Genomic DNA, 23,082 nt, shown 5'->3' with positions numbered 1-23,082 from the left:
ATGCTGCGTGTTCTGGTTCAGTCCGGCCCGTTTGAGATGGGTGCTGAAATGGATCGTCTGTCCGCTGGTTCGGACAGGGTTGGCGGGATCAGCGTGTTCATGGGGCAGGTGCGTGGCGGACCGGACGGTCTGGAAAGTCTCACACTAGAACATTATCCCGGTATGACGGAAAAGGTGCTGACAGGACTGGCTCGTGAGGCGGTCAGGCGTTTCAGTCTCATTGGCTGTACGCTCATTCACCGTGTCGGAACACTGGTTGTTGGCGCGCCAATCGTCTTTGTTGGCGCATCCTCTGCGCATCGGGCGGAAGCTCTGGCGGCCACTAATTTTCTGATAGACCGCCTCAAGACAGGTGCTCCATTCTGGAAATGCGAACGCTATCAGGATGGCCGTCGTGTATGGGTTGAGGCGCGGGAGGCAGATGATAAAGCGTCTGCCTTGTGGGGTTAGAAAATACGTATAATCTCCTGATATTAAATAAATAATAATAAATTTCTAAGTGCATGAGGCACTTTTTACACGAACGTGCTCGGTGCTCGGTGCTCGGTGCTCGGTGCTCGGTGCTCGGTGCTCGGTGCTCGGTGCTCGGTGCTCGGTGCTCGGTGCTCGGTGAAGGCGGGGGCGGAATGAGGGAAGGCGCAGCACGGTTGCCGTGGCTGCGCCTGTGGCGCCCTCACTTGTCTGTCGAGAGAACCCGATAAATGGCATCCGTCAGAGCGGTCAGATCGTCCTCTGGAATGGTGAAGGCGGGGGTGAGGTAGACGATTGAGCGGAACGGGCGGATCCATACATTTTCCGCAATAAAGCGTTGCCTCAAGGCGTCTGGATTGTCGATTTTCTCCAGTTCCACCACGCCGATCGCCCCGAGCACACGCACGTCTTTAACACCCGGCAGGGTGCGGCAGCGTTCGAGATTTTTTTTCAGATGGGCCTCGATCGCGGCAACCTGCTCAAGCCGAGGTTCTGTTTCAAACAGGTCCAGTGAAGCATTGGCAGAGGCACAGGCCAATGCGTTGGCCATAAAAGTGGGGCCGTGCATCAGTGCGTGTTCCGGATTGTCGGACAGGAAGGCGTCATACACATGCGGGCGGGCAATGGTCGCGGCAAGCGCCATGGTGCCGCCTGTCAGGGCTTTGGAAAGCGTGATGATGTCTGGAACGATTCCGGCCTGCTCACACGCAAACATCGTGCCGGTGCGGCCAAAGCCGGTAAAAATTTCATCCAGAATGAGTAGAAGCCCATAGCGATCAGCCGCTTCGCGCAGGGTGCGCAAAACTGCGGGCGTGTGGAACAGCATACCCCCTGCGCCTTGCACCAGAGGCTCGGTGAGTATGGCTGTCAGCTCATGCGCATGGTCATCCAGAAGCTGGAAAAACGCGGCTTCGCTGGCCTCGTCCTGCGGCAGTGGGGCTATAATGTGGTTGGCCAGAACGTCTCCATAGAGATGGTGCATCCCTTCTTCAGGGTCACACACAGCCATGGTGGCGAGGGTGTCGCCATGGTAGCCGCCCTTGAACGCCAGCATTTTCGTGCGTTTTGGCTCGCCTGTGTTCAGTCGATACTGAATGGCCATTTTCATGGCGACTTCCACGGCGACGGACCCGGAATCTGTAAAGAAGACGCGGTCCAGATCGCCCGGCAGCATGGCGCACAGGCGGCTAGCCAAGCGTAATGCTGGCTCATGCACCATGCCGCCAAACATGACATGCGGCATGGTGGCGAGTTGCGCCGCCACAGCGGCGCGGATGTGCGGGTGATTATAACCGTGGCAGGCTGTCCACCATGCGGCCACGCCATCCACCAGTTCCCGGCCATCTGTCAGCGTGATGCGGGCGTTCTGTGTGCTTTGGGCGGCCAGAGGCGCAGGGGCTGTTTTCATCTGGCTGTAGGGTAGCCAGATATGCGGCACACCCTGCGTGTACCAGTCTGGATTGGCGGAAGTGCGCGGAGAAACATGCGGCTCTGGATGCTGTGGCAGGACCGGGAGGGGGGGCGTAATGGGATTCGGGGGGGCGGACATTGCGCAAGAACTCCTGCTTGGGTGATTGACCGGCGGTTCCTGCTCCGGCACCACTCGCTTCATGACGCGGTTTGATCATCTTTTCCAGCATGGGCTGGAGGAACTGGCCGAACAGGGGCGTCTCCGGACGCCGCGCAGTCTTCAACCCAGAGCCGATGGGCTACTGGAGCGGGAAGACGGCACCGTTCTGGTTGATTTTTCCTCCAACGATTATCTTGGCCTGCGGGCGCATCCGCTGTTGCGTGAGCGCGCGTTGGCATGGGCAGAACGGTATGGAGCAGGGTCCGGGGCGTCCCGGCTTGTGACAGGCACAGCACCCGGCACGGTGGCGCTGGAAGCGCGGCTGGCGGCTCTGAAGGGTATGGAGGCTGCCTGCATCTTCTCCTCCGGCTGGCAGGCGAACGCGACTCTTGTGCCTGCTCTGGCCCAAATCTCTCTATCGGCCACGGGGGCTCCCCCCACGCTGCTTGTCGATAAATTCATTCACGCCAGCCTTTATCATGGCTGTGCGGCGGCAGGTGTGCGGCCGGTACGGTTCCGCCATAATGACATGGCGCATCTTGAACACCTGTTGCAGAGTATTGACAGCCCCGGCCTGAAAATCATCCTGACAGAAAGCGTCTTCAGTATGGATGGAGACCGGGCGGATATGGTCGCTCTGGGGGCACTGGCGCGGCAGTATAATGCGTTGCTGTGTGTGGATGAAGCACATGCCACGGGTATTCTGGGGGCCGACGGTAAAGGGCTGGCAGACGGTCAGGCAGACCTGATTATTGGCACGTTCAGCAAGGCTCTGGGGGGAATGGGCGCCTTTGTCGCGTCATCCGCCGCGTTGTGCCGTTGGCTGGTTAATAAAGGCTCCGGCTATATTTATTCCACAGCGCCATCTCCACTGGTTCTGGGCGCGGTGGAAGCCGCGCTGGACCTGCTCCCGCAGATGGAGGCCACGCGGCAGCATGTCGCCAGTCTTGCTGAGCGATTCCGGCAGCATATGCGCTGTGCCGGGTTGGAAACAGGTGCGTCCTCAACCCAGATCGTGCCAGTTGTCGTGGGGAGTGAGCACACAGCCCTCACATTGTCGCGCAAGGTGGAGGCGGCGGGTTTTCTGGCGATTGCTATCCGGCCACCCACGGTGCCACCGGGAGGATGCCGCCTGAGGGTTGTGCTGCACGGGAACCATACAGAGGCGCAGGTTGACCAGCTTGCCACTATTCTACGGACGGCGGTGACTGAGAGTGCGGCCGGGGCGTTATTATGACGACTCTGCCGGTTGTGTTTGCGCATGGCTGGGCATGCGGGCCGGACGTCTGGGGGCCGGTATTAGCAGCGCTTGATCTGCCATCCCCCTGCGTGCTGGACCTCGGATATTTCGGGGCTTCGCAGCAGGAGGCACACAAGCAGGTTGAGGTTTTGCGTAAGGCGGAGCAGCCTGTACTGGTTGTCGGGCATTCTTTGGGTTTTCTCTGGCTTCTCTCTCAGGGGGACTGGCCAGAAGGGAGTGCCTTTCTGGGCCTCAATGCCTTCGGGTGTTTTGCAGGTTCAGAGAATTTTCCGCAGGGGGTGCCCCCGCGCGTGCTGGCGCGGATGCGGTCGGGCCTGACGCGGGATGCCGCACAGGTGGTTACTCAATTCCGGACCCAGTGTGGCCTCGGCCCCGTTACGGCAGACGTAGTATGTGAGCCAGCCTTGCAGGAGGGGCTGACAGATTTGATGACTCTGGATGCGCGGCCAGTGCTGGCGCATCTTCGGGAGAAGGGCTCAACCGTGAAAGTCCTTGCGGGAGAGCAAGACCCGATTGTCAGCCCGAATATGACGCAAGCCTCCTTTCCGTCAGGCGTGCCGATAGACTGGCAGGCAGAAGGCGGCCATATGCTGCCGCTCACACACCCACACATCTGCGCAGGCGTTGTCCGAAGCATGGTGTCACATATGGTGGAAAATTCATGAGTGATCGCACCGCCGAGACCCGACAGACTCGTATCCAGCAGAGCTTTGATGCGGCTGAGGGGTATGATGCCGCAGCGGTGCTGCAACGTGTGGCGGCGCATCGTCTGTTTGAAATAGTCACGGCGCGGCTGGCAGGGCGTATTCCTCGGCGTATTCTGGAAATAGGGTGCGGCACTGGCTTTCTGACAGAGATGCTCCGTGCGGCGTGGCCTGAGGCCGAACTGATTGCGACGGATATCGCCCCCCGTATGCTGGAGCGTGCGCGGGCGCGTGTCGGCGTGGGCGTGCAGTTTTGTGTGATGGACGCCGCGCAACCCGTTCTACCGGGCACGTTTGATCTGATTTGCGGAAATCTGGTTTTCCAGTGGCTGCCCGAGCCTGAGGCTGTACTGCAAACCCTTGCGGAAAAGCTTTCTGCGGGAGGTGTGGTAGCACTTTCCACAGTGCTTGAAGGCACTTTTGAAGAATGGCGGGCTGCTTGCACAGCAGAGGGGTTTGAGGCCGCAACCCCAGATTATCCAAGCATCCGAATTGTGGAAAACTGGCGTCCGGGCCTGTGCGCGGGCCAATGGACAACGGAACGGTGCGTTCAGCCTTTTGAGAGCGGACTGGCCTTTGTAAAGCACCTGAAGGAAACAGGCGCTTCTGTGCCGCGCGAGGGCGCAAAAATGCTCTCTCCGGCAGATTTGCGCCGTGTTCTGACACGTTTTGATCAGGCCGGAGCGATGGTGACATGGCATCTCGCCTATGGCTGTTTTCAAAAACCCGCGCGGGCCGGGGTTTTTGTAACCGGCACAGATACCGGCGTAGGCAAGACGCTGACATCCGCCTGCCTTGTCCATGCGTGGAAGGCGGCGTACTGGAAGCCGCTGCAAAGCGGGTTGGCTGATGAAGAAGGCGATACCGCAACTGTTATGAAGCTGAGCGGGTGTCTGCCGGAAGATTGCCTGTCACCTGCCGGGGCCTATCAGGCCTCTCTTTCTCCACTGGCCGCCGCAAAGGCGGAAGGGGCGGAGATTGATCCGGCACGTTTGTCTTTGCCGTTGGAGGACCCCGCACGCCCGATGGTGGTGGAAGGTGCAGGCGGCCTGATGGTGCCTGCAACTGAGACATTGATGATGATTGATCTGGCCGAAGGCTGGGGGCTACCCGTGGTTCTTGTTGCCCGCAGCGGATTAGGAACACTGAACCACACATTGCTGAGCCTGAACGCCTTACGCGCACGCGGTCTGGCTGTGGCCGGAGTGGTATTGAGTGGCCCGCTTAATCCTGAGAATCGCAAAACCATCGAGGAAAAAGGGCAGGTCCGTATTCTGGCGGAACTGCCGCAGCAGGATGCTGTGACGGCGGACACCGTTGCTGCACTAAGCCGACTTATTCCCTCATGGGGTGCTATTTGCGCAGCACCGAAGCGCGATTAGCTGCATTTACTGGAGCGTGATTTTTCTGGATCATGCTCCTTAGCGCCTCGTAATAGAGACCGCGTATTTTGGGATTTTGGATTAGTGGTACTGGCGGATCAGCCCTGCCAGCCGACCCTGAATATGCAACCGCTCTGCGGGCACAATCCGTGTCTCATAACGCGGGTTGGCGGGTTCCAGCGCAATGGTGTTCCCCTTGCGGCGCAGGCGTTTGAGCGTGACTTCACTACCATCAATCAGGGCCACCACAATCTGCCCGTTTTCTGCATTTTCCGTGCGGCGAATGATAACGTGGTCTCCGTCCATAATTCCGGCTTCAATCATGGAATCACCGGCGACTTCCAACGCATAATAGTCGCCAGAGCCAATCATGTCTTTCGGGATATCCAGAAAAGTGTCGGTTTCAGCCATCGCTTCAATCGGCAGGCCTGCGGCAATGCGGCCATAAAGCGGGATTTTCAGCGCAGCAGGCTGCGGGCGAGTAAAATCACCACGCACCACATTAGTCGGAAGTGTTTCCGCCGTAGGCATACCTTCCGGAAGGTGAATGACTTCCAGCGCCCGTGCCCGGTGATGGTGGCGGCGCAGAAAACCGCGCTCTTCCAGCCCTGAAATCAGGCGATGAATGCCGGATTTGGAGCGGAGACCCATCGCTTCTTTCATTTCATCAAAAGAAGGAGAGAAACCTGTCTGCCTGAGGTGGGAATCAATAAAAAGCAGCAGTTTGTGCTGTTTGCGCGTCAGCATTGCGGCACCCCAGAAGCAGATGGATGTTTTTGTTTATAAGATAGTTTGTTCTATATAAGTTCTCTTTTTTGGTCAAGGGGTTATTCTGCGTAGCCACCATCGGATTTTACCGAAGGTGCGGGCTAAACCCTATTGCTCTGGTGTGCTCAGGGCAGGCGAAGAATACGGCAAGGTGCGCCTGCTTTTTCGGCGGCGGCGAACGGTGCTCGTATGAGAAGCGCCTGACTTTGCGCGAAAATATTAAGCTGAGCCGAATCCTGTGAACTGAACGGCGTTGCAAGCGGAAGCTGGCCGTCCCCCTGTGGCGTCAAGCGGCACCGCACAAAGTCCTGCCGCTGGTCATTCTGTCCGATCTCTGCGCCCAGCAGCGCGGCTTCCGTTTCCATTTCCTCCGGCACAGGCTGACCAAGCAGCTTTTTCAGGGCTGGGGCGATAAACACCAGACTGCATACAAGGGCCGCCACAGGGTTGCCCGGCAGGCCGATAACGGGTGTGCGGCCAAGCTGGCCGAACATAAGCGGCTTACCGGGGCGCATGGCGATTTTCCAGAAATTCAGGTCCAGCCCGTGCGCTTCCAGCGTGCTGCGCACCACATCATAAGTGCCGACACTGGCACCGCCTATGGTTACCAACAGGTCCAAGGTGTGCGCTTGCCCAATGGATGCAGAGAGAGACGCCGCGTTATCCCGCGCGACGGGCAGCAGAATGGCCTCTGCGCCCAGAGAGTTTAGCAGCGCGGTAATCATGAACGCGCCGGAATTGACGATGGAGTCCGCGGAGGCCGGGTCTCCGGGCAGAACAATTTCATCGCCGGTTGCCAGAACACCAATACGAGGGCGGCGCGAGACAGGGAGCCAGATGTGCCCGCCAGCAGCCGCCAGCCCGATATCCCGTGGACCGATTGTCTTGCCTGCGGGAGCCAGAATGTCACCCTTGCGGAAATCCTGCCCTTCCTTGCGGATAAACTGACCTGCGCGTCCACTGCTGAGCAGGGTTGCGTACTCTCCATCCCGCTGCACGTTTTCCTGAATCATGACCATGTCAGCCCCTGTCGGGATCTGGCTGCCGGTAAACAGGCGCAGACAGGTGCCTTTTTCCACCGTCAGGCTGGACGGGTGGCCTGCGGGCGCTTCTCCAAGAATGCGCAGTGTAGCGCCTTCCTGCGCGTCCTCCGCCTTGAGAGCGTAGCCATCCATGGAGGAAACCGAGACGGGCGGATTGGAGAGCCGGGCAATGAGGGGAGCCGCCAGCACACGGCCACATCCGGCGGCCAGAGAAACGGTTTCCAGACCACAGGCAGAGAATTTCTCAAGGATTCGGGCGCGCGCAACAGCCACATCCAGCATGTTTTTTACTCCTTTCGGCTATTCCCACGCCTGAATGATGCAAGAATGCTTGACGTTTGGCTCTTGTATGCGCATTTTGCCGGCACTTGAACACCACCCGACCACGTTTCTGGCGTGGTGCCGGGTTTAACGATGCTCTGCTGAGGACGCTATGGCCAAGACCAATGTTATCAAAATCCGTCTCGTTTCCACGGCGGACACCGGTTATTTCTATGTCACCAAGAAGAACGCTCGCGCGCACACCGGTAAGATGGAACTGAAGAAGTACGATCCCGTTGCCCGCAAGCACGTCGTCTTCCGTGAAGCGAAAATCAAATAATCTCTCCCTTTCAGGGGAAGAGATTTAAAAAGGCGGCTCCATCGGGGCCGCTTTTTTTATGTCTGTTGTGCAGGGCTGATAAAGAAAAACCCCGCCAGAGGGTCTGCGGGGCTTTCGGACGGCTCATAAAGGGCAGGGCGCTTAGTAAAGCGGATCATGCCGATCATACGGCACCACAATATCGTTCTTGTCGGCCAGATTGAGCATGGCGCGGGCGCGTTCATCCAGCGTGTCATTATCCAGAGACTGCTCCCGCAGGCCATTGACGCGCCGCCGCCAAGCAATCTGCTCAGCCGAGGCATCCTGCTGGGCCTGTTTGGCCTGATCAAGCAGCAGAAGCTGGCTCTGATAAGCCTTCATGCCGTGGTCACCCTGCGTGGCGTTCCAGCCAAAATAAACCGCAATACCCAAAAAAACGGTGGGTGGAACAATGGCGCGCACTGCACGTCTGATAAAGCGGCCTATCTGCACGGTTCTAGGGTCCCTCTGTGCCGTAAACTGTGACTGTACACATATCTTTATGTCTAAACCATGAATATCTGGACAGGAAGACATCTCTGCTGGAACAGGCACAAAAAAAAGCCGCGCTCCGGGGAGCACGGCTTTTTGTAAGGCTAAAGACCTGCGAGGGCAGGCCCGCCCCCTGAGGTTTAGAAGGATCTCAGGATGGAACGGCCAGCATATTGTGCCGCTGTGGCCAGTTCCTGCTCAATACGGATGAGCTGGTTGTATTTCGCGGTGCGGTCAGACCGGGAGAGAGAGCCGGTTTTGATCTGCCCGCAGTTGGTAGCAACGGCGAGATCCGCAATGGTGGAGTCTTCCGTCTCACCAGAGCGATGGCTCATGACAGCCGTGTAGCCTGCCTTGTGAGCGACTTCGATGGCTTCCAGCGTTTCCGTCAGGGTGCCGATCTGATTGACCTTCACCAGAATGGAGTTGCCAACACCAGCCTTGATGCCGCGACGCAGGCGCTCGGGATTGGTCACAAACAGATCATCCCCGACAAGCTGCACTTTTTTACCGAGCGTCTGGGTCAGCAATGCCCAGCCTTCCCAGTCATCTTCCGCCAGACCGTCTTCAATGGAGGCGATGGGGTAACGGTTGGTCAGGTCGGCCAGCCAGCTTACCATTTCGCCCGAATCAAACGTCTTGCCTTCGCCTTTCATGATGTATTTGCCATCACGAAAAAACTCGGTGGAAGCGCAGTCCAGAGCGAAGGTCACATCCTCACCGGGGCGATAGCCTGCGGCTTCCACGGCGCGGGTAATAAAGCCCAGAGCCTCATCGGCTGATTTCAGGGCCGGGGCAAAGCCACCTTCATCCCCAACGTTGGTATTGTGGCCCGCTGCCTGAAGCGCTTTCTTCAGGTGTGCGAAAATTTCAGCACCCCAGCGGATGGCGTCGGATTCTGTCGGTGCGCCGACCGGCTGGATCATGAATTCCTGAATATCGATCGGATTGTCGGCATGTTCGCCGCCATTGACGATATTCATCATCGGAACGGGTAGGGTGTGCGCAAAAACGCCCCCAATGTAGCGATAGAGCGGTACTTCCAGCTCGGCAGCGGTCGCTTTGGCAACGGCCAGAGAGACGCCCAGAATCGCATTCGCACCCATGCGGCTCTTGTTTGGGGTGCCGTCCAGCTCGATCATCGCATTGTCGATATCAATCTGGTCGGAGGATTCTGCACCCTGTAGAGTCGGCAGGATTTCGTTTTCAATATTTTCGATGGCCTGCAGAACCCCTTTACCGCCAAAGCGTTTGGGGTCTTTGTCGCGCAGTTCAACGGCTTCATGCGCGCCGGTGGATGCGCCGGACGGCACGGCAGCCCGCCCTTTTGCGCCTGAGGCCAGCTCAACATCCACTTCAACCGTCGGGTTGCCGCGGCTGTCCAGAATTTCACGCGCGATGATATCGACAATGGCACTCATAATTTCTCATTCCCGTTTCAGGCTCAGGCGATTGGGGCTGGCCGAGATGTGTTTTTCTTCTTGCTTCAACGAAACACATCAGCGTGCGTTTCCCTGTAGTTGCTAGTGGCAGCCTGTTGGGCTTTTCTGTCAACCAGTTGACGACCTGAAACTGTGCAAAGGAGGCACGTCAGAGGCTCATGAAGAGACTTCCATTTGTGGCCGTTGTGCTGGCGCTAGCGGGACTGCTCCCTTTTCTTCTCTGCACCTGCGGTATCGTGTTTTTTGCCTCTGGCGTGCCTGTGCCTAACCTGATGATGGCCTTTGTTTTTTATGGCGCGATGTCTCTGGGGTTCTACGGGGCCGTACACTGGGGGCTCGCGCTGGAACCTGCGCCGGTGATTGTGACCACGGGCGCGGACCATACCAACAGGCTCCGCCTCGCGCTTGGCGTAGTGCCTGCCTTTGCGGGCTGGGTTGCGGCCTATACAGCGTTTGCGTGGATGCCCGTTGCCGGTGTTGCGATTCTCGCTCTGGCGGTGCCGCTGCTTTACCTGTTGGAACGGCAGGGCTGGCGCACAGGGGCTTTACCCAGCGGCTATATGGGGCTCCGGCTGATTGTGTCAGCCGTTACGGAATGTTGCCTGCTTGTGGTACTGGTGGCGCGTCTTTTCTAGAAGACAGAGCGTCATCAGCAGAGGAGGGGTGTAAAGGCCTCTCGCGCGGCCCTTTGTGTTTCTCGCAGCCGTATTGTTATAACATGAAAATCCGGATGGAGTGACCGGATGGACGTGGAAGGATTTGAAGACCATGCACAGCACTCCGCGCATTCTGGTCAAAGGGGCCGGTGTTGCCGGTATGACGGCATCTGTCACGCTGGCGGAGCGTGGCGGGCAGGTCACGCTGTATGACTGTGGGGGGCGGGTCGGCGCAGGTGCGTCATGGATGGCAGGCGGTATGCTGGCCCCTTGGTGTGAGGCAGAATCCGCGCCGCCGGAAGTCACTGCGCAGTCCGTTGATTCTGTTACGTGGTGGGCTGAGCATGTGCCGGATGTTGTGCGGGCTGGCAGTCTGGTTCTGGCTCCTCCGCGTGATGTGGGGGAGATTGCCCGCTTCGGTCGGCGCACATCGCATTTTCAGACAATCGGCACAGAAGATATCGCATCTCTTGAGCCGGATCTGGCGGGCCGTTTCCATAAAGCCCTGTTTTTTGCCGATGAAGGGCACGTAGACCCCCGCAAGGCCCTCATGGCGCTGCGGCAGAAGCTCGACGCCATGGGTGGCACGGTTGTGCTGGAGAGTGCGCAGGAACCAGACGAGGCCGCGTTTGACTGGGTGGTGGACTGCACCGGGCTTAATGTGCGGAAAACACTTCCCACGCTTCGTGGCGTGAGGGGTGAGATGCTCCTGCTCCGGTGCCCCGATGTTGCGTTGCATCGCCCCGTGCGGATGCTGCACCCGCGTATTCCCATTTACATCGTGCCGCGGGCTGACCATGTCTTTATGGTGGGTGCCACCATGATCGAGAGCGAAAACGCAGGCGGTATGACAGTGCGCTCCATGACAGACCTGCTGAATGCGGTCTGGACCTTGCATCCGGGGTTTGCGGAAGCGGAAATTCTGGAAATGGGGACCGGCCTGCGTCCGTCCTATCCGGACAATATGCCTGCTGTAGTGCGGGATGGGCGGCATATTTATATTAACGGTATGTATCGCCATGGTTTTCTGCTCTCCCCCGCACGGGCGCGGGAAGCGGCGGAGATGGTTTTTGGAGCACCAAAGGGAGCACCACAGTAAGGCCGCCCGAACACGGTTGCCTCCAAGCAGGATCGTGCTTTAGTCCGGCACGACAGGACAGGTTAAGAGGGGAACGCCCACATGCAGATCGTGGTTAATGATGAGGTCCATGAGGTCTCAGCCAAAACGCTGGCGGCCCTGATTGATGAACTCGGTTATAGCGGGGCGCGCATCGCCACTGCCATGGATGGCAGTTTTGTTCCCGTGCCCTCTCGCGGCAACACGCTGTTGCGGGACGGTGCGCGGATTGAAATTGTAGCACCCATGCAAGGGGGCTGAGCACTGATGACGAAATCTTTTTACGGCACGGTGCTGTCCTCCCCCCTCATGTTGGGGACAGCCCAGTATCCTTCCCCCGATATTCTGCGCGACGCCGTAAAAGCAGCCCAGCCCGGCGTGGTGACGGTGTCTTTGCGGCGTGAATCCGCCGGCGAGCGGGCGGGGCAGGCGTTCTGGGACCTTATTCAGAAGCTGGACGTGCCTGTTCTACCCAATACCGCCGGGTGCCACACCGTGAAGGAAGCCGTCACAACGGCTCATATGGCGCGGGAAGTGTTCGGCACGGACTGGATCAAGCTGGAAGTAATTGGCGAGCTTGATACGCTCCAGCCCGATGTGTTCGGGCTGGTGGAAGCGGCCCGTGTGCTGACGGAAGATGGTTTTAAAGTCTTCCCCTACACCACGGAAGATCTTGTGGTGGCCGAGCGGCTGCTTGCCGTGGGGTGTGAGGTGCTGATGCCGTGGGGGGCCCCCATTGGCTCCGGCAAGGGGCTAAACAATGTTTTTGGTCTGCGGGCCATGCGCGCGCATTTTCCGGAGGTACCGCTGGTGGTGGATGCCGGTATCGGTGTGCCGTCCCACGCAGCGCAGGCGCTCGAACTGGGGTATGACGCCGTGCTGATTAACACCGCCGTCGCCAAGGCTGGAGACCCCGCTGTGATGGCTGAAGCCTTTCGTTGTGCCGTGCAGGCCGGCGCACTGGCCCGTAAGGCTGACCCTATGGAAGAGCGTGATATGGCTGTTCCGTCCACCCCCGTTGTCGGAAAGGCCATGCTGGCATGACATCCCTCCCGCAGAAAATTTATCCTGTTGTTGATACGGCTCTCTGGGTGGACCGGCTGGGGAGCGCAGGCGCGCGCTTTATCCAGCTTCGCGTTAAAGACCTGCCGGAGGACGCTCTTCTGGCCGAAATCCGAGCAGCCCATGCGTTTGCCAAGACGCATGGCGTGTGTCTGGTGCTGAATGACTACTGGCAGATCGCGATTGCGGAAGGGATTGATTACCTGCATCTCGGGCAGGAAGATCTGGACACGGCAGACCTTGGGGCAATCCGCAAAGCGGGTATCCGGCTTGGGGTCAGTACCCATAGCCATGAAGAACTGACCAGAGCACTGACCTGCAACCCGGATTATGTGGCCCTTGGCCCCATCTGGCCAACCCGCTTGAAAAAAATGCCTTTCGGCCCGCAGGGCACGGAACGCCTGACAGAGTGGAAGCGCCTGATTGGTGATCTGCCTCTTGTGGCCATTGGCGGTATTACGCTTGAGCGGCTACGCCCCTGTCTGGATGCCGGGGCGGACAGCGTGGCTGCTGTCTCCGATTTCACCCAGCACGCGGACCCGGAAGGGCAGGTCAAAGTGTGGTTGGCCGAAGCTGAGCGTACGCCCTAACCACACATTCTGACCACTAAGACACTATCCACCGAAAGGCCGGTTAGTGTTGAAGGCTACGCGGAAGGCTTTGTCCTCCGCGTAGCCTTCAAACGTATTGGGTAAGTTAACCTTGGCATGGTCCCCGGCAAATTCGCTGCCCGCGTGCATGACGGCAGATAAGGGTTAGCAGGTCTCGATAGACGGACCGGCCACTTTTCCCTGTATTTCGTGGCATCCGTTGACAGCAAGAAACGCGAATTGTTCCTGTGTTTCCACGCCAGTGGCGCAGCACCGCATATCTAACGAACTGACAAGATGGAGGATGGAGCGCAGCAACGCCTGTGCACGCCAGTCTTCCAGAATGTTGTGGGTAAAGGTGCTGTCCAGCTTGACCTGATCAAACGGATAATGCTTGAGCCGTTCCAGTGAGGAATAGCCAGTCCCAAATTTGTCCATTGCCAGCCGTACGCCCATTGCGCGCACACGGGCAAGCTCCTTACGGGCGATTTCGGGGGCCGAAAAATAATGGCGCTCTGAGAGTTCAAGTTGCAGCCGTTGCGCGGGTAATCCGCTTTCTGCCAGAAGACCGCGCAGCGTTTCCGAAAGTCGCTCTTGCCCCAGCCATATGGGGGAAATGCTCACACTTACCCCAAGAGGCTGAGACCAAGTGAGCGCCTGAAAGCACGCATTTTTCAGTGTCCAGATGTTCAGAGGTTCAATCAGCCCGAGCCGCGCGGCATGGGACATGCTGACCGGTATCGGCAGAGTGTTCTCTATATTTTCAGGTGGTACCCATAACGGTCTGGCCTCAAAGCCAATAATGAGTTCGCTTGTGCTTTCCATAATCGGTAGAAATTCAAGCTGAAGGTCCTCATGCAAAATGGCGCGCCGGAGTGCGTGGTCAGTCTGAATATGGGCGGTATATTGACGGGTCTTCCCAGCCGTTGCGGTGCGAGACGAAATTCCTTTGAACTGTGCCGCAAACAGCGCCGCATTGGCTGCTGTAATCAGGCTGCGGGCAGAGTTTCCGTCTGCTGGAAAGGCAGCGGCCCCAATCAGCGCATCAAAGCTGAAAGGAATGCCGTCAATATCCAGCCCTCCGGTGAGGCAGGTTTCTGCCGTAGCAACGATGTTCTCCAACACAGACTCTACCGTTGCATCATCTGTTTGGGGCGTGACAACGAGTGCGAGTTGCGTGGCAAAGGGGCTAAAACTGCCGGTGCCTGCGGGCAAGGCTGCCAACAACAGGTTCAAAGCATGATCGGCCAGAGTGCTGACCATTGGCCAGTCTGTGCCTGCATCAGGGATGGTACTACGGAGAAGATCGACACGTAAAAGAACAACCGGATGAGGTGCCGTGGAGCCCTCAGCCGCCAGCAGGATCTGCGTTAAAGCGTGCTCCAGAGCCTGCCATCCGAAATGGTGTACAGGCGGGAGTTGTGCCTCGTGCTTTTGACCATGCTGGGTGGCTGGGTCTGAAAAAGGCATACGGAAAGCTATCCTTGCAGTTTCTGAAAAATGCCAGACGAAATGCTTAGCCTTCTGTCTTTAATGGAGAAAAGTTTAATTTAAAATAAAAATGTAAAAAATAAGACAACAGTATTTTATTTTAGATATTGAATAAAATCGTTATATTACAATGAGATAAGGTTTTCTGAAGATGTATCTAGGGTGGTGGTGGAAGCCTAGCGAACGCCACGCGCCCATCAACCGCCAGCAAAAATGCGGGCAGCGTCGGTTTTGTTAAACAGGAGCAGGAGAATTCTGGCTGCCAGCGGAAGCAGCGGTGTTGGGGTAATGGGCGCTGTGTCGGGGAGGAGTTTTTCAGCTTCCTTGTGGGCTGTTTCCAGCAGCATATCGGCCAGAGTTTCCGGAGCCATGCGGTATTCCGGCAGACCGGACTGGCGGCGGCCTGTCATATCGCCCCCACCACGCAGGCGGAAATCTTCATCCGCGATCAGGAAGCCATCTTCTGTCTCACGCAGGCAGGTCAGTCTGCGGCGGGCGGTCAGCCCCAGACCTTCATCATGCAGCATCAGACAATAGGAGGCCGCAGAACCACGGCCTACGCGCCCGCGCAACTGATGGAGTTGGGACAGCCCGAAACGCTCGGCGTGTTCAATGACCATGATGGTCGCTGTGGGTACGTCCACGCCGACTTCAATAACGGTTGTGGCGACCAGAATACGGGTTTTGCCCTGAGAAAATTCCTGAAGGGCGTCTTCGCGCACAGTGGCGTCCTGCTGCCCGTGGGCCAGCCCCACAACCTCCCCAAACCGTTCAAGCAGCGCCACTTGCCGGGCCTCGGCTGCCGCAATATCCAGCGCCTCGCTTTCTGAAACCAGCGGGCAGACCCAGAAAATCTGTGCGCCTTTGGTCAGTGCACGGGCCAGCCCGTCGATAACCTCATCCATCATGCTGAGGGGATGCAGGGAGGTGCGCACGGGCTTGCGGCCTGCGGGTTTCCCTTCCAGCCGGCTGATCTGCATATCGCCAAACCGGGTGATCAGCAGGGTACGGGGGATAGGCGTTGCGGTCATGACCAGCATGTCCGTGGCCGGTCCTTTTTCCACCAAGGTCAGGCGCTGCTCCACGCCAAAACGATGCTGCTCATCAATAACCGCCAGCCCGAGATCCGCGAAGGTCACGCTTTCCTGCACCAGTGCATGGGTGCCGATCACGAGTTTTGCCGTGCCGTCGGCAATGTCCTGCAAGACCTGTTTGCGGGCTTTGCCTTTGACGGAACTGGAAAGGAACGCCACCGGCACGGGTGAAAGGCGCGCAAAGGTGGCGGCGTGCTGGCGGGCCAGAATTTCCGTGGGGGCCATCAGCGCGCCCTGTGTTCCGGCTTCTACGGCGCGCAGCATGGCCAGCAGAGCGACAAGCGTTTTTCCAGCTCCCACATCCCCTTGCAGGAGGCGGGTCATGCGGTAGGGGGCGGCCATGTCGGTTTCAATTTCCGCCAGCGCCTTTTTCTGGCCAGAGGTCGGTGTGTGACCAAAAGCGGCCAGCGCCTGCCGTTGCAGATGTCCGTCACCACGTAGGCTACGGCCGGGGCGGGCGCGGGACGCACGCAGCGCAATGCGGGTGGCAAGCTGGTCCGCCAGCAACTCATCACACGCCAGACGGGCCTGAGCGCGGGTCTGTTGAGCGCGCCATGCGTCTCCGGTGGCGCTCTCCGGAATACGGTCGGGCACATGCATCCATGTCAGCGCCGTGGGGAAATCCGGCCAGCCTTTTTTTCTGACAAGAGCCTCCATCTGCCATTCAGGCAGAGTGGCGGGCAGGAGGGCGAGGGCTGCGGTCATGGCCTGCCGGACGTGCCCGGCAAACAGTCCTGCCGTCAGCGGCCAGACCGGGTCCAGACCGGGAATACGGTCCGCGGATCGGGCGGGTAGGAGATAGTCGGGGGAGGTCATGCACAGACGCTCCCCAAACCGCTCGACCTTGCCGGATACGACAATGGATTCGCCCATCACGACCTTTTCGGCCTGCCATTTGGAGAAAAAAGCGAGGTCCAGTTGCCCGGTTCCATCATCCAGTGTCACACGCCATGGCTGCCGCGTGCGGGGGGCAGGCGGACGAATGGTCTGCACAACGCCGGTAACGGTTGCGATTGTGTCTGGCCTGAGTTGCGCCAGAGGAGGCCGGAGCCTGCGGTCCACCACGCTTTCCGGCAGGCAGAACAGCAGGTCCAGCACACGGGAGCCGCCTGTAATGCGGCGGAGCAGCTTTGCCCGCGCGGTGCTGACACCCGGCAACGTCTCCAGCGGTGCCAGCAGGCCGGACAGGCTGGAGCCGTCAAATGGCGTGGCTGCCGAAGCGGTTGTGATAGGCGGGGGGCTGGACACTGGTGTAACAGAAGCCTCTGTTTGGCAGGCTGACAGAAGAGAATGCCAAGGCTATAGGACACCAGAGCCATGCAACACAATTCAACGACCGTTCTTCCGCCCGAACACGATTCTGATGAGGCTCTGGCCTCCCGGCGTCGTCGTCTGCTGTTTCGCGCCTCGCATCGTGGCACGTTTGAGACGGATGCTCTGATTGGCGGTTTTGTGGAAGACAACGTCTCCACCATGAACGCCGCCGAGCTTGCGGATATGGAAGCTATTCTGGAAATTCCGGACCCGGATTTGACAGACTGGCTGTTCGGCCGCCTGCCATTGCCGACAGAACGGGAGACCCCCATGTTACGCCGGATGGTGGATGCGTGCCTCGCAAAAGGAGTTGGGATAGCCGGATGACGGAACAGACGAGCGCTGAGGGCCGTATAGCGCCCATATGGGGCGTGCCTGAGGGGTTTGATGCGCTTTTGCTGGCCAGACGGGCCAGAGAACATAAGGGGCCTGTCCTGCATATTGCGCGGGATGATGCCTCGACCGCCCGGCTGGCGGAGATGCTGGCCTACGTGGCGGCGGATGTGGAAACCCTGCGTTTTCCGGCGTGGGACTGCCTGCCGTATGACCGCGTTTCTCCCAATCCGACCATTGTGGCGGAACGTGTTGCAACACTGACCCGCCTGCTGGAACCCTCTGATGGTCGCCCCCGGCTGGTGCTGACCACGGTTGGCGCTGCGGTGCAGCGTGTCTCGCCGCGCGCGACGTTTGCGGGCCAGTCTCTGACCGTTAAACAGGGTGAAAGCCTTGATCAGGCTTTTCTGATCGAACTGCTAATTGCCAATGGCTACACCCGCACCGATACGGTGATGGAAGCGGGCGAGTTTGCGTCCCGTGGGGGGATTTTTGATCTTTTCCCGGCAGGCGCGGCCGAGCCGGTCCGTCTGGACCTGTTTGGGGATGAGGTCGAGAATATCCGTGCGTTTGACCCCGGTTCCCAGCGGTCCACGACAAAGCAGGATGCGCTGACTCTGCGGCCTGTGTCCGAATTTTCACTGGATGCGGCCAGTATCTCGCGCTTCCGCACGGGCTGGCGGGATGTTTTCGGTCCGGCTGCGGCGTCTGACCCGCTTTATGAACATATTTCCGATGGCCGTCGCTATCCCGGCATCGAACACTGGCTGCCGCTGTTCCATGAGCAGTTGGAAACAGTGTTCGACTATCTGCCGGATGTGTCCGTCTCGCTGGATTATCAGGTTGAGGACGTGCTCAGAACGCGTCTGGAGATGATCGCGGACCATTATCAGGCCCGTCGTCAGCCCGTGCGGGAAGGGGAAACACCCTATCGCGCTCTGCCGCCGCATCTCCTGTATCTGGATTCCAAAGGCTGGGATGCCCTTATAAGCCGTCTGCCGGTTGTGGCCTTTAGTCCGTTTGCCAAGCCCGATGGCGCGGCGGGCATTGAAGTTGGCGGCCGCCCCGGCAAGATGTTTGCCAAAATCGTGCCCGGTGCCCAGCGTGAGCAGGTCTTCACCCTGCTGGGAGAACAGGTGCGGGACTGGGGGCAGGTCAAACGCCGCGCCTACGTGACGGCATGGACCAAAGGCTCACGCGAGCGCATTGGTACGCTGCTGCGTGAGCACGGTGTCGCGACCCAGAGCTATGAGGACTGGGCGTCCGCCAGCAAGGCGAAGCCCGGCACCGTCGGCCTGCTGACACTGGGGCTGGAACGCGGCTTTGTGGCGGATGATCTGGCTTTTGTCTCCGAGCAGGATCTGCTGGGGGAGCGTATTGGCCGCCCGCCGCGCCGTAGACGCCGTGCGGATGAACTGATTGCCGAGGCCGGGGAAATTTCCGCGGGCGATCTGGTGGTTCATCAGGATTACGGGATTGGCCGGTATGACGGGCTGGAGACAGTCAGCGTGGGGGTCGCTCCGCATGACTGCCTGCGTCTGCTCTATGATGGTGGGGAGAAGCTGTATCTCCCGGTTGAAAATATCGAACTGCTGAGCCGTTTTGGTTCGGATCAGGCTGGTGTGCCGCTGGACAAGCTGGGTGGTGTGGCTTGGCAGGGCCGTAAGGCCAAGATGAAGCAGCGCATCCGCGATATGGCCGGAGAACTGATCCGTACCGCCGCCGCCCGCGCGCTGAAGGAAGCGCCGGTGCTGGCTCCGGCGGAGGGGCTGTGGGATGAATTCTGTGGCCGCTTCCCGTTTGTGGAAACGGATGATCAGTCCCGCGCCATTGCCGATGTGCTGGATGATATGGGGTCAGGCCGCCCGATGGACCGGCTTGTGTGCGGGGATGTAGGTTTCGGGAAAACGGAGGTAGCCCTTCGTGCTGCCTTTGTGGCCGCCATGTCGGGCGGGCAGGTGGCGGTTGTGGTGCCAACCACGCTGCTGGCGCGTCAGCATTACCGGACCTTTGCCGCGCGGTTTGAGGGCTTCCCGATCAAGGTCGCGCAGCTTTCCCGTATGGTGACGGGTAAGGAAGCAACGGCGGTGCGCAAGGGGCTGGCGGATGGGTCCGTCAATATCGTGATCGGTACGCACGCGCTGCTGGCCAAAACTGTACAGTTTGCCTCGCTTGATCTGCTGATTATTGACGAAGAACAGCATTTTGGCGTGGGGCATAAGGAAAAGCTGAAGGCGCTGCGTGAGGACGTGCATGTGCTGACGCTGTCCGCCACGCCGCTGCCACGCACGTTGCAGCTCTCTCTTTCCGGCGTGCGGGAAATGAGCCTGATCGCCACACCGCCCACGGACCGTCTGGCGGTGCGCACCTTTATCATGCCGTTTGATAGTGTGGTGATTCGGGAGGCCATTCAGCGCGAGCGCTTCCGTGGCGGGCAGATTTTCTGTGTGGCCCCCCGCATTGAGGATCTGGACCGTCTGGCCGAGCGGCTGAGCACCATCGTGCCGGATGCCAAGGTGGTGCAGGCGCATGGTCGCCTGACGCCAACGGACCTTGAGCGGGTGATGACGGAATTTTCTGACGGGAAATATGACATTCTGCTCTCCACCAATATTGTGGAAAGCGGGCTGGATATGCCTGCGGTGAATACGCTGATTATCCACCGGGCCGATATGTTTGGTCTTGGGCAGCTTTATCAGCTCCGTGGGCGTGTGGGGCGCGGCAAGCAGCGTGGCTACGCCTATCTGACATGGCCACAAACACATACCCTGTCAGCCTCTTCTGAAAAGCGACTGGAAGTGATGCAGACGCTGGATACGCTGGGCGCTGGTTTCACGCTTGCCTCGCATGATCTGGACCTGCGTGGTGCTGGCAACCTGCTGGGGGACCAGCAGTCCGGCCATGTGCGGGAAGTCGGGATCGAACTGTACCAGCAGATGCTGGAAGACGCCGTGGCTGACCTTCGGAATGAAACAAGCCGTCGTAAGGCGGAAGATCGGGACTGGACGCCAAACATCATTGTCGGTCTGCCTGTTCTGATTCCGGATGCGTATGTGCCGGATCTGCCCGTGCGGCTTGGTCTGTATCGCCGCATTAGCGGTCTTGGGTCGGATGCGGAACTGGAAGCCATGGAAGCCGAACTGGTGGACCGCTTCGGGACGTTGCCGCCAGAGGTCAAGAATCTTCTGGATATTGTTGATCTTAAAAGATTGTGCCGTGCCGCAGGCGTTGAACGTCTGGAAGCAGGTCCCAAGGGCATGGTGCTGCAATTCCGCAATAACAGCTTCAAAAATCCGGCAGGGCTTGTGCAATGGATGGCGCGCTGGAAAGACGGCACCGTCCGACTGCGGACAGACCATAAAATGGCAGTCGTGCGGGAACTGACCAATATTCAGCGGATTGATCTGGCCCGCCGCGTGCTGCGGGATCTGGTCAAACTGACAAAGAAGGCTGCGGCCGAAGCAGCCTGATCCTGCCTTCTGCCTATTCGGCTTCCTCATCAAGGTGTGAGTCCGGGGCCGGGTGAAGTGGGACGCCGCGTCGCGCTAGAGCGTCTTTGAGGAGGGTTTCAATCTGGGCGTTCACGCTGCGGAGTTCGGCGGCTGCGCAGCGGCGGACGGAGGCTAGTAATTTGGGGTCAAGCCGCAACGCGAAGGCGGCTTTCTCCGGCCCGCGTGGTCGACCCCTGCGGCTGTCCTCCGTCACGAATACAGCGTGCCTGCGTTGACAACCGGGGTGACGTCTCTGTCCCCAACCAGAACGACCAGCAGATTAGAGACCATGGCGGCTTTCCGCTCGGCATCCAGCACTCCGTCAAGACGGTCTTCAAGTTCGTTGAGCGCCTGTTCGACAATCGTGACGGCTCCGGATGTAATGGTGCGCCGGGCGGCGATCACTGCGCTTGCGGCCTGCTTGCGGAGCATTGTTGCGGCAATCTCAGGCGCATAGGCGAGGTGGGACAGGCGTGCGTCCTGAACAACAAGTCCGGCCAACGCCATCCGCTCCCGCAGATCAGCCGTGAGAATAGCTGTCAGGCGGTCTCCTCCATCACGCAGAGAGAGAATGCCGCCTTCCGGTAAGGGGGACTGCTCAGCCTGCTGTGCGGCGTGGCTCTGCGCGTATTCATCCTCATCATAAGGGTAGCGGCTGGCGAGGCTACGCAGGGCAGTTTCCCCCTGCGCCGTCACGTAGCGGGAATAATTTTCCACATCAAAGATCGCACGGGCGGCCTGCTCAACCCGCCATGTCAGCACCATGCCAATTTCGACAGGATTGCCGGAGGCGTCGTTCACTTTAAGCGGACCAATCTCCTGTGTGACCAGCCGCCGTGTGACGCGCGTGCGGAGAGCAAACGGGTTGATGAACCAAAACCCGTCCCGGGTCAGGGTTCCTGAATATTTTCCAAGGAATGTCAGTACAGCGGCTTCATTGGGTTGCAAGGTCATAAACCCGCGCAGCAGGACGGCCGCTGCTCCCCAGCACAGGACTGTGCCCGCTATGCCCACAGGCGTCTGTCTGGCCGCAAGCTGGCAGACCAGACCTCCCGCCGCGAGGATGAGGACAACGCCCGCACCGACAAATCCGTAGAGCGCCCAAGGTCTGGTTTCTGTCGTGCTCATTGTCAGATCATGCCCTATTTTCTGATATATTAATGATATCAAAAAATAGAGTAGTAAACAACGCCATTAAGATGGAACGGGGCAGGGTTCACCGCGTCTTCCAGAAAACCTGCCCCTTCAGTTTGTCTTTATAACGTTTAGTGTAGAGGAAGCGGGAAGCCGTTTACTGTCAGCACGCCGCCTTGCCAGATAGTATTCCACACATTGGCATCATTCTGAGTGTGGCTGACCAATCGTGCCAATACGAGCCCCGCTGCCAGCTTCATCTGTCTGGCATCACGTGCCTTTTCAATCAGCGCTTCCAGATTGCTGATTTCCAGATGGCCGGAGGCCGTTGTGGCATTGACGTTCCCGGTAAGAGTCGCCGTGCCATTCCCTTTCAGGTGCACGGTGTCGCGCACGGCATCAAAGCTGGAAATGGTGACATGCACAGCCGGGGCTGCCGAGGACCGGCCACCAATGGCGGCCATCAGAGCAGGGAGTTCAGAGGCCGGGAGCGAGAAAGTGGCGGAAGCGGAGGAGGGAAGCAGGGCTTCATTGCTGAGCCCCTGAAAGCTCATGCCTGAGAGCGACAGTGCTGCTGCACTGGTGTGGGCTGACGTGCTGCCATCCACTTTGAAATGCGCGGAACTGCTGGTTATGCGGCTAGAACCATGGGTCAATACCGCGTTGGTCCATGTGATATCATACCCACCACCGGCTTTCAGGGTGGAGGCAGCGGTTTGCCCCTGCTGTGCCAGCCAGTCCGAGCACGCGGCATTGTGATGCCCGGTGATGGCGGACATCAGCAGCAACGAAGCCGCATCCGCCTGATCATGCGCATTGCCAGCACTGCCGCCGGTAAAGGACATTTTCCCCGCAGTCAGGCCGCTGCTGCCGTCCGGGGTGTGGACCACCACGTTTTCATACGTCACGCCATGCGCACTATCCTGCGCGGCGCCGTGCGAAATGACGGCGCAACTGGCAGGAGGAGCGGCGGCGTGCGTTGCCCGTAACGGCGCAACGGCGGCGCAAAGACCAAGGCTCATAAGTATGAGACCAGCGGGGGAAGGAA

The 23,082-nt window shown here is 59.1% G+C and carries 22 protein-coding genes; 12 read left to right on the top strand and 10 right to left on the bottom strand.

All coding sequences use genetic code 11. From position 1 onward, the window contains the following. Entirely contained in the window at positions 1–450 is a 450-nt protein-coding gene (locus tag AD949_RS12330; protein ID WP_048835662.1) for a molybdenum cofactor biosynthesis protein MoaE, read from the top strand. 223 nt (positions 451–673) lie between these two features. Here AD949_RS12330 and AD949_RS12325 read toward each other — a convergent pair whose 3' ends face one another. After that, a complete protein-coding gene (locus AD949_RS12325; protein WP_048836166.1) occupies positions 674–1,879 on the bottom strand; it encodes an adenosylmethionine--8-amino-7-oxononanoate transaminase in 1,206 nt (401 codons plus the stop codon). Between the two features lie 202 nt (positions 1,880–2,081). On the opposite strand from AD949_RS12325, the gene AD949_RS12320 reads away from it, so the two are divergent. The 3 genes from AD949_RS12320 to bioD are packed head-to-tail and all read left to right on the top strand — an operon-like array spanning position 2,082 to position 5,388. Further along, a complete protein-coding gene (locus tag AD949_RS12320; protein WP_048836167.1) occupies positions 2,082–3,278 on the top strand; it encodes an aminotransferase class I/II-fold pyridoxal phosphate-dependent enzyme in 1,197 nt (398 codons plus the stop codon). Then, positions 3,275–3,967: an alpha/beta fold hydrolase gene (locus AD949_RS12315; RefSeq protein WP_048835999.1), complete on the top strand. Its 693-nt coding sequence runs from the start codon at positions 3,275–3,277 to the stop codon at positions 3,965–3,967. Before AD949_RS12320 ends, AD949_RS12315 begins: the two co-directional genes overlap by 4 nt. After that, positions 3,964–5,388, top strand: a complete 1,425-nt coding sequence (gene bioD, locus AD949_RS12310) for a dethiobiotin synthase (protein WP_048836000.1) — start codon at positions 3,964–3,966, stop codon at positions 5,386–5,388. Before AD949_RS12315 ends, bioD begins: the two co-directional genes overlap by 4 nt. 81 nt (positions 5,389–5,469) lie before the next feature. On the opposite strand, the gene lexA is transcribed toward bioD, so the two are convergent. After that, positions 5,470–6,135: a transcriptional repressor LexA gene (lexA, locus tag AD949_RS12305; RefSeq protein ID WP_048836001.1), complete on the bottom strand. Its 666-nt coding sequence runs from the start codon at positions 6,133–6,135 to the stop codon at positions 5,470–5,472. 146 nt (positions 6,136–6,281) lie between these two features. Then, positions 6,282–7,481, bottom strand: a complete 1,200-nt coding sequence (locus tag AD949_RS12300) for a molybdopterin molybdotransferase MoeA (protein ID WP_048836002.1) — start codon at positions 7,479–7,481, stop codon at positions 6,282–6,284. A gap of 151 nt (positions 7,482–7,632) precedes the next feature. On the opposite strand from AD949_RS12300, the gene rpmG reads away from it, so the two are divergent. Beyond that, complete coding sequence (gene rpmG, locus AD949_RS12295; protein WP_003623017.1) at positions 7,633–7,800, top strand: 50S ribosomal protein L33; 168 nt, start codon at positions 7,633–7,635, stop codon at positions 7,798–7,800. Positions 7,801–7,941: 141 nt separating this feature from the next. Here the strand turns inward: rpmG and AD949_RS12290 are convergent, their stop codons facing one another. Together AD949_RS12290 and eno are read right to left on the bottom strand one after the other, a co-directional pair. Further along, the gene (locus AD949_RS12290; RefSeq protein ID WP_048836003.1) at positions 7,942–8,271 is read right to left on the bottom strand and encodes an FtsB family cell division protein; all 330 of its coding nucleotides are present in this window, start codon (positions 8,269–8,271) and stop codon (positions 7,942–7,944) included. A 179-nt stretch (positions 8,272–8,450) separates the two neighbouring features. After that, the gene (eno, locus tag AD949_RS12285) at positions 8,451–9,731 is read right to left on the bottom strand and encodes a phosphopyruvate hydratase (RefSeq protein ID WP_048836004.1); all 1,281 of its coding nucleotides are present in this window, start codon (positions 9,729–9,731) and stop codon (positions 8,451–8,453) included. A gap of 179 nt (positions 9,732–9,910) precedes the next feature. Here eno and AD949_RS12280 point away from each other — a divergent pair, with 179 nt between their 5' ends. The 5 genes from AD949_RS12280 (at position 9,911) to AD949_RS12260 (ending at position 13,177) form a co-directional block, all read left to right on the top strand. Then, a complete protein-coding gene (locus AD949_RS12280) occupies positions 9,911–10,387 on the top strand; it encodes a DUF3429 domain-containing protein (RefSeq protein ID WP_048836005.1) in 477 nt (158 codons plus the stop codon). A 133-nt stretch (positions 10,388–10,520) separates the two neighbouring features. After that, on the top strand, positions 10,521–11,507 hold the full coding sequence (locus AD949_RS12275; protein WP_048836006.1) for an FAD-dependent oxidoreductase: 987 nt from the start codon (positions 10,521–10,523) through the stop codon (positions 11,505–11,507). A gap of 81 nt (positions 11,508–11,588) precedes the next feature. After that, on the top strand, positions 11,589–11,786 hold the full coding sequence (thiS, locus tag AD949_RS12270; protein WP_048836007.1) for a sulfur carrier protein ThiS: 198 nt from the start codon (positions 11,589–11,591) through the stop codon (positions 11,784–11,786). Positions 11,787–11,792: 6 nt separating this feature from the next. Then, positions 11,793–12,569: a thiazole synthase gene (locus tag AD949_RS12265; RefSeq protein WP_048836008.1), complete on the top strand. Its 777-nt coding sequence runs from the start codon at positions 11,793–11,795 to the stop codon at positions 12,567–12,569. Next, positions 12,566–13,177, top strand: coding sequence for a thiamine phosphate synthase (locus AD949_RS12260; RefSeq protein ID WP_048836009.1), 612 nt, complete (start codon positions 12,566–12,568; stop codon positions 13,175–13,177). Before AD949_RS12265 ends, AD949_RS12260 begins: the two co-directional genes overlap by 4 nt. 165 nt (positions 13,178–13,342) lie before the next feature. On the opposite strand, the gene AD949_RS12255 is transcribed toward AD949_RS12260, so the two are convergent. Both AD949_RS12255 and recG read right to left on the bottom strand, forming a co-directional pair. Beyond that, positions 13,343–14,647 (bottom strand): EAL domain-containing protein, encoded by a 1,305-nt coding sequence (locus AD949_RS12255; protein WP_048836010.1) that lies wholly within the window; start codon positions 14,645–14,647, stop codon positions 13,343–13,345. 218 nt (positions 14,648–14,865) lie between these two features. Continuing rightward, positions 14,866–17,010 carry an ATP-dependent DNA helicase RecG gene (gene recG, locus AD949_RS12250; RefSeq protein WP_048836011.1) on the bottom strand — a complete coding sequence of 715 codons (2,145 nt, stop codon included), beginning with the start codon at positions 17,008–17,010 and terminating at the stop codon, positions 14,866–14,868. Positions 17,011–17,079: 69 nt separating this feature from the next. Here recG and AD949_RS12245 point away from each other — a divergent pair, with 69 nt between their 5' ends. Further along, complete coding sequence (locus AD949_RS12245) at positions 17,080–17,403, top strand: FAD assembly factor SdhE (protein ID WP_048836012.1); 324 nt, start codon at positions 17,080–17,082, stop codon at positions 17,401–17,403. Then, positions 17,400–20,879, top strand: a complete 3,480-nt coding sequence (gene mfd / locus AD949_RS12240; RefSeq protein WP_048836013.1) for a transcription-repair coupling factor — start codon at positions 17,400–17,402, stop codon at positions 20,877–20,879. The genes AD949_RS12245 and mfd overlap by 4 nt, the downstream gene beginning before the upstream one ends. A 13-nt stretch (positions 20,880–20,892) precedes the next feature. Here mfd and AD949_RS12235 read toward each other — a convergent pair whose 3' ends face one another. From AD949_RS12235 to AD949_RS12225, 3 genes are all read right to left on the bottom strand, one after another. Continuing rightward, a complete protein-coding gene (locus AD949_RS12235; RefSeq protein WP_048836014.1) occupies positions 20,893–21,114 on the bottom strand; it encodes a hypothetical protein in 222 nt (73 codons plus the stop codon). Next, positions 21,111–22,028 (bottom strand): SPFH domain-containing protein, encoded by a 918-nt coding sequence (locus AD949_RS12230; protein WP_052944565.1) that lies wholly within the window; start codon positions 22,026–22,028, stop codon positions 21,111–21,113. The genes AD949_RS12235 and AD949_RS12230 overlap by 4 nt, the downstream gene beginning before the upstream one ends. 137 nt (positions 22,029–22,165) lie before the next feature. Further along, the gene (locus AD949_RS12225; protein ID WP_048836169.1) at positions 22,166–23,056 is read right to left on the bottom strand and encodes a hypothetical protein; all 891 of its coding nucleotides are present in this window, start codon (positions 23,054–23,056) and stop codon (positions 22,166–22,168) included. Positions 23,057–23,082 lie beyond the last annotated feature (26 nt).

Source organism: Acetobacter orleanensis (genome assembly GCF_001581005.1).
Lineage (GTDB): Bacteria > Pseudomonadota > Alphaproteobacteria > Acetobacterales > Acetobacteraceae > Acetobacter > Acetobacter orleanensis.
This window is presented reverse-complemented; position numbering and strand designations above follow the sequence as displayed.

What these genes read in the sequence shown, in the direction of transcription:
- AD949_RS12320 (WP_048836167.1), top strand. Translation starts at nt 2,082, where the DNA reads ATGACGCGGTTTGATCATCTTTTCCAGCATGGGCTGGAGGAACTGGCC.
- AD949_RS12260 (WP_048836009.1), top strand. Translation starts at nt 12,566, where the DNA reads ATGACATCCCTCCCGCAGAAAATTTATCCTGTTGTTGATACGGCTCTC.
- AD949_RS12255 (WP_048836010.1), bottom strand. Translation starts at nt 14,647, where the DNA reads ATGCCTTTTTCAGACCCAGCCACCCAGCATGGTCAAAAGCACGAGGCA.
- AD949_RS12280 (WP_048836005.1), top strand. Translation starts at nt 9,911, where the DNA reads ATGAAGAGACTTCCATTTGTGGCCGTTGTGCTGGCGCTAGCGGGACTG.
- AD949_RS12225 (WP_048836169.1), bottom strand. Translation starts at nt 23,056, where the DNA reads ATGAGCCTTGGTCTTTGCGCCGCCGTTGCGCCGTTACGGGCAACGCAC.
- rpmG (WP_003623017.1), top strand. Translation starts at nt 7,633, where the DNA reads ATGGCCAAGACCAATGTTATCAAAATCCGTCTCGTTTCCACGGCGGAC.
- lexA (WP_048836001.1), bottom strand. Translation starts at nt 6,135, where the DNA reads ATGCTGACGCGCAAACAGCACAAACTGCTGCTTTTTATTGATTCCCAC.
- AD949_RS12330 (WP_048835662.1), top strand. Translation starts at nt 1, where the DNA reads ATGCTGCGTGTTCTGGTTCAGTCCGGCCCGTTTGAGATGGGTGCTGAA.
- thiS (WP_048836007.1), top strand. Translation starts at nt 11,589, where the DNA reads ATGCAGATCGTGGTTAATGATGAGGTCCATGAGGTCTCAGCCAAAACG.
- AD949_RS12300 (WP_048836002.1), bottom strand. Translation starts at nt 7,481, where the DNA reads ATGCTGGATGTGGCTGTTGCGCGCGCCCGAATCCTTGAGAAATTCTCT.
- bioD (WP_048836000.1), top strand. Translation starts at nt 3,964, where the DNA reads ATGAGTGATCGCACCGCCGAGACCCGACAGACTCGTATCCAGCAGAGC.
- AD949_RS12245 (WP_048836012.1), top strand. Translation starts at nt 17,080, where the DNA reads ATGCAACACAATTCAACGACCGTTCTTCCGCCCGAACACGATTCTGAT.
- eno (WP_048836004.1), bottom strand. Translation starts at nt 9,731, where the DNA reads ATGAGTGCCATTGTCGATATCATCGCGCGTGAAATTCTGGACAGCCGC.
- AD949_RS12315 (WP_048835999.1), top strand. Translation starts at nt 3,275, where the DNA reads ATGACGACTCTGCCGGTTGTGTTTGCGCATGGCTGGGCATGCGGGCCG.
- AD949_RS12230 (WP_052944565.1), bottom strand. Translation starts at nt 22,028, where the DNA reads ATGAGCACGACAGAAACCAGACCTTGGGCGCTCTACGGATTTGTCGGT.
- mfd (WP_048836013.1), top strand. Translation starts at nt 17,400, where the DNA reads ATGACGGAACAGACGAGCGCTGAGGGCCGTATAGCGCCCATATGGGGC.
- AD949_RS12265 (WP_048836008.1), top strand. Translation starts at nt 11,793, where the DNA reads ATGACGAAATCTTTTTACGGCACGGTGCTGTCCTCCCCCCTCATGTTG.
- AD949_RS12275 (WP_048836006.1), top strand. Translation starts at nt 10,521, where the DNA reads ATGCACAGCACTCCGCGCATTCTGGTCAAAGGGGCCGGTGTTGCCGGT.
- AD949_RS12325 (WP_048836166.1), bottom strand. Translation starts at nt 1,879, where the DNA reads ATGAAAACAGCCCCTGCGCCTCTGGCCGCCCAAAGCACACAGAACGCC.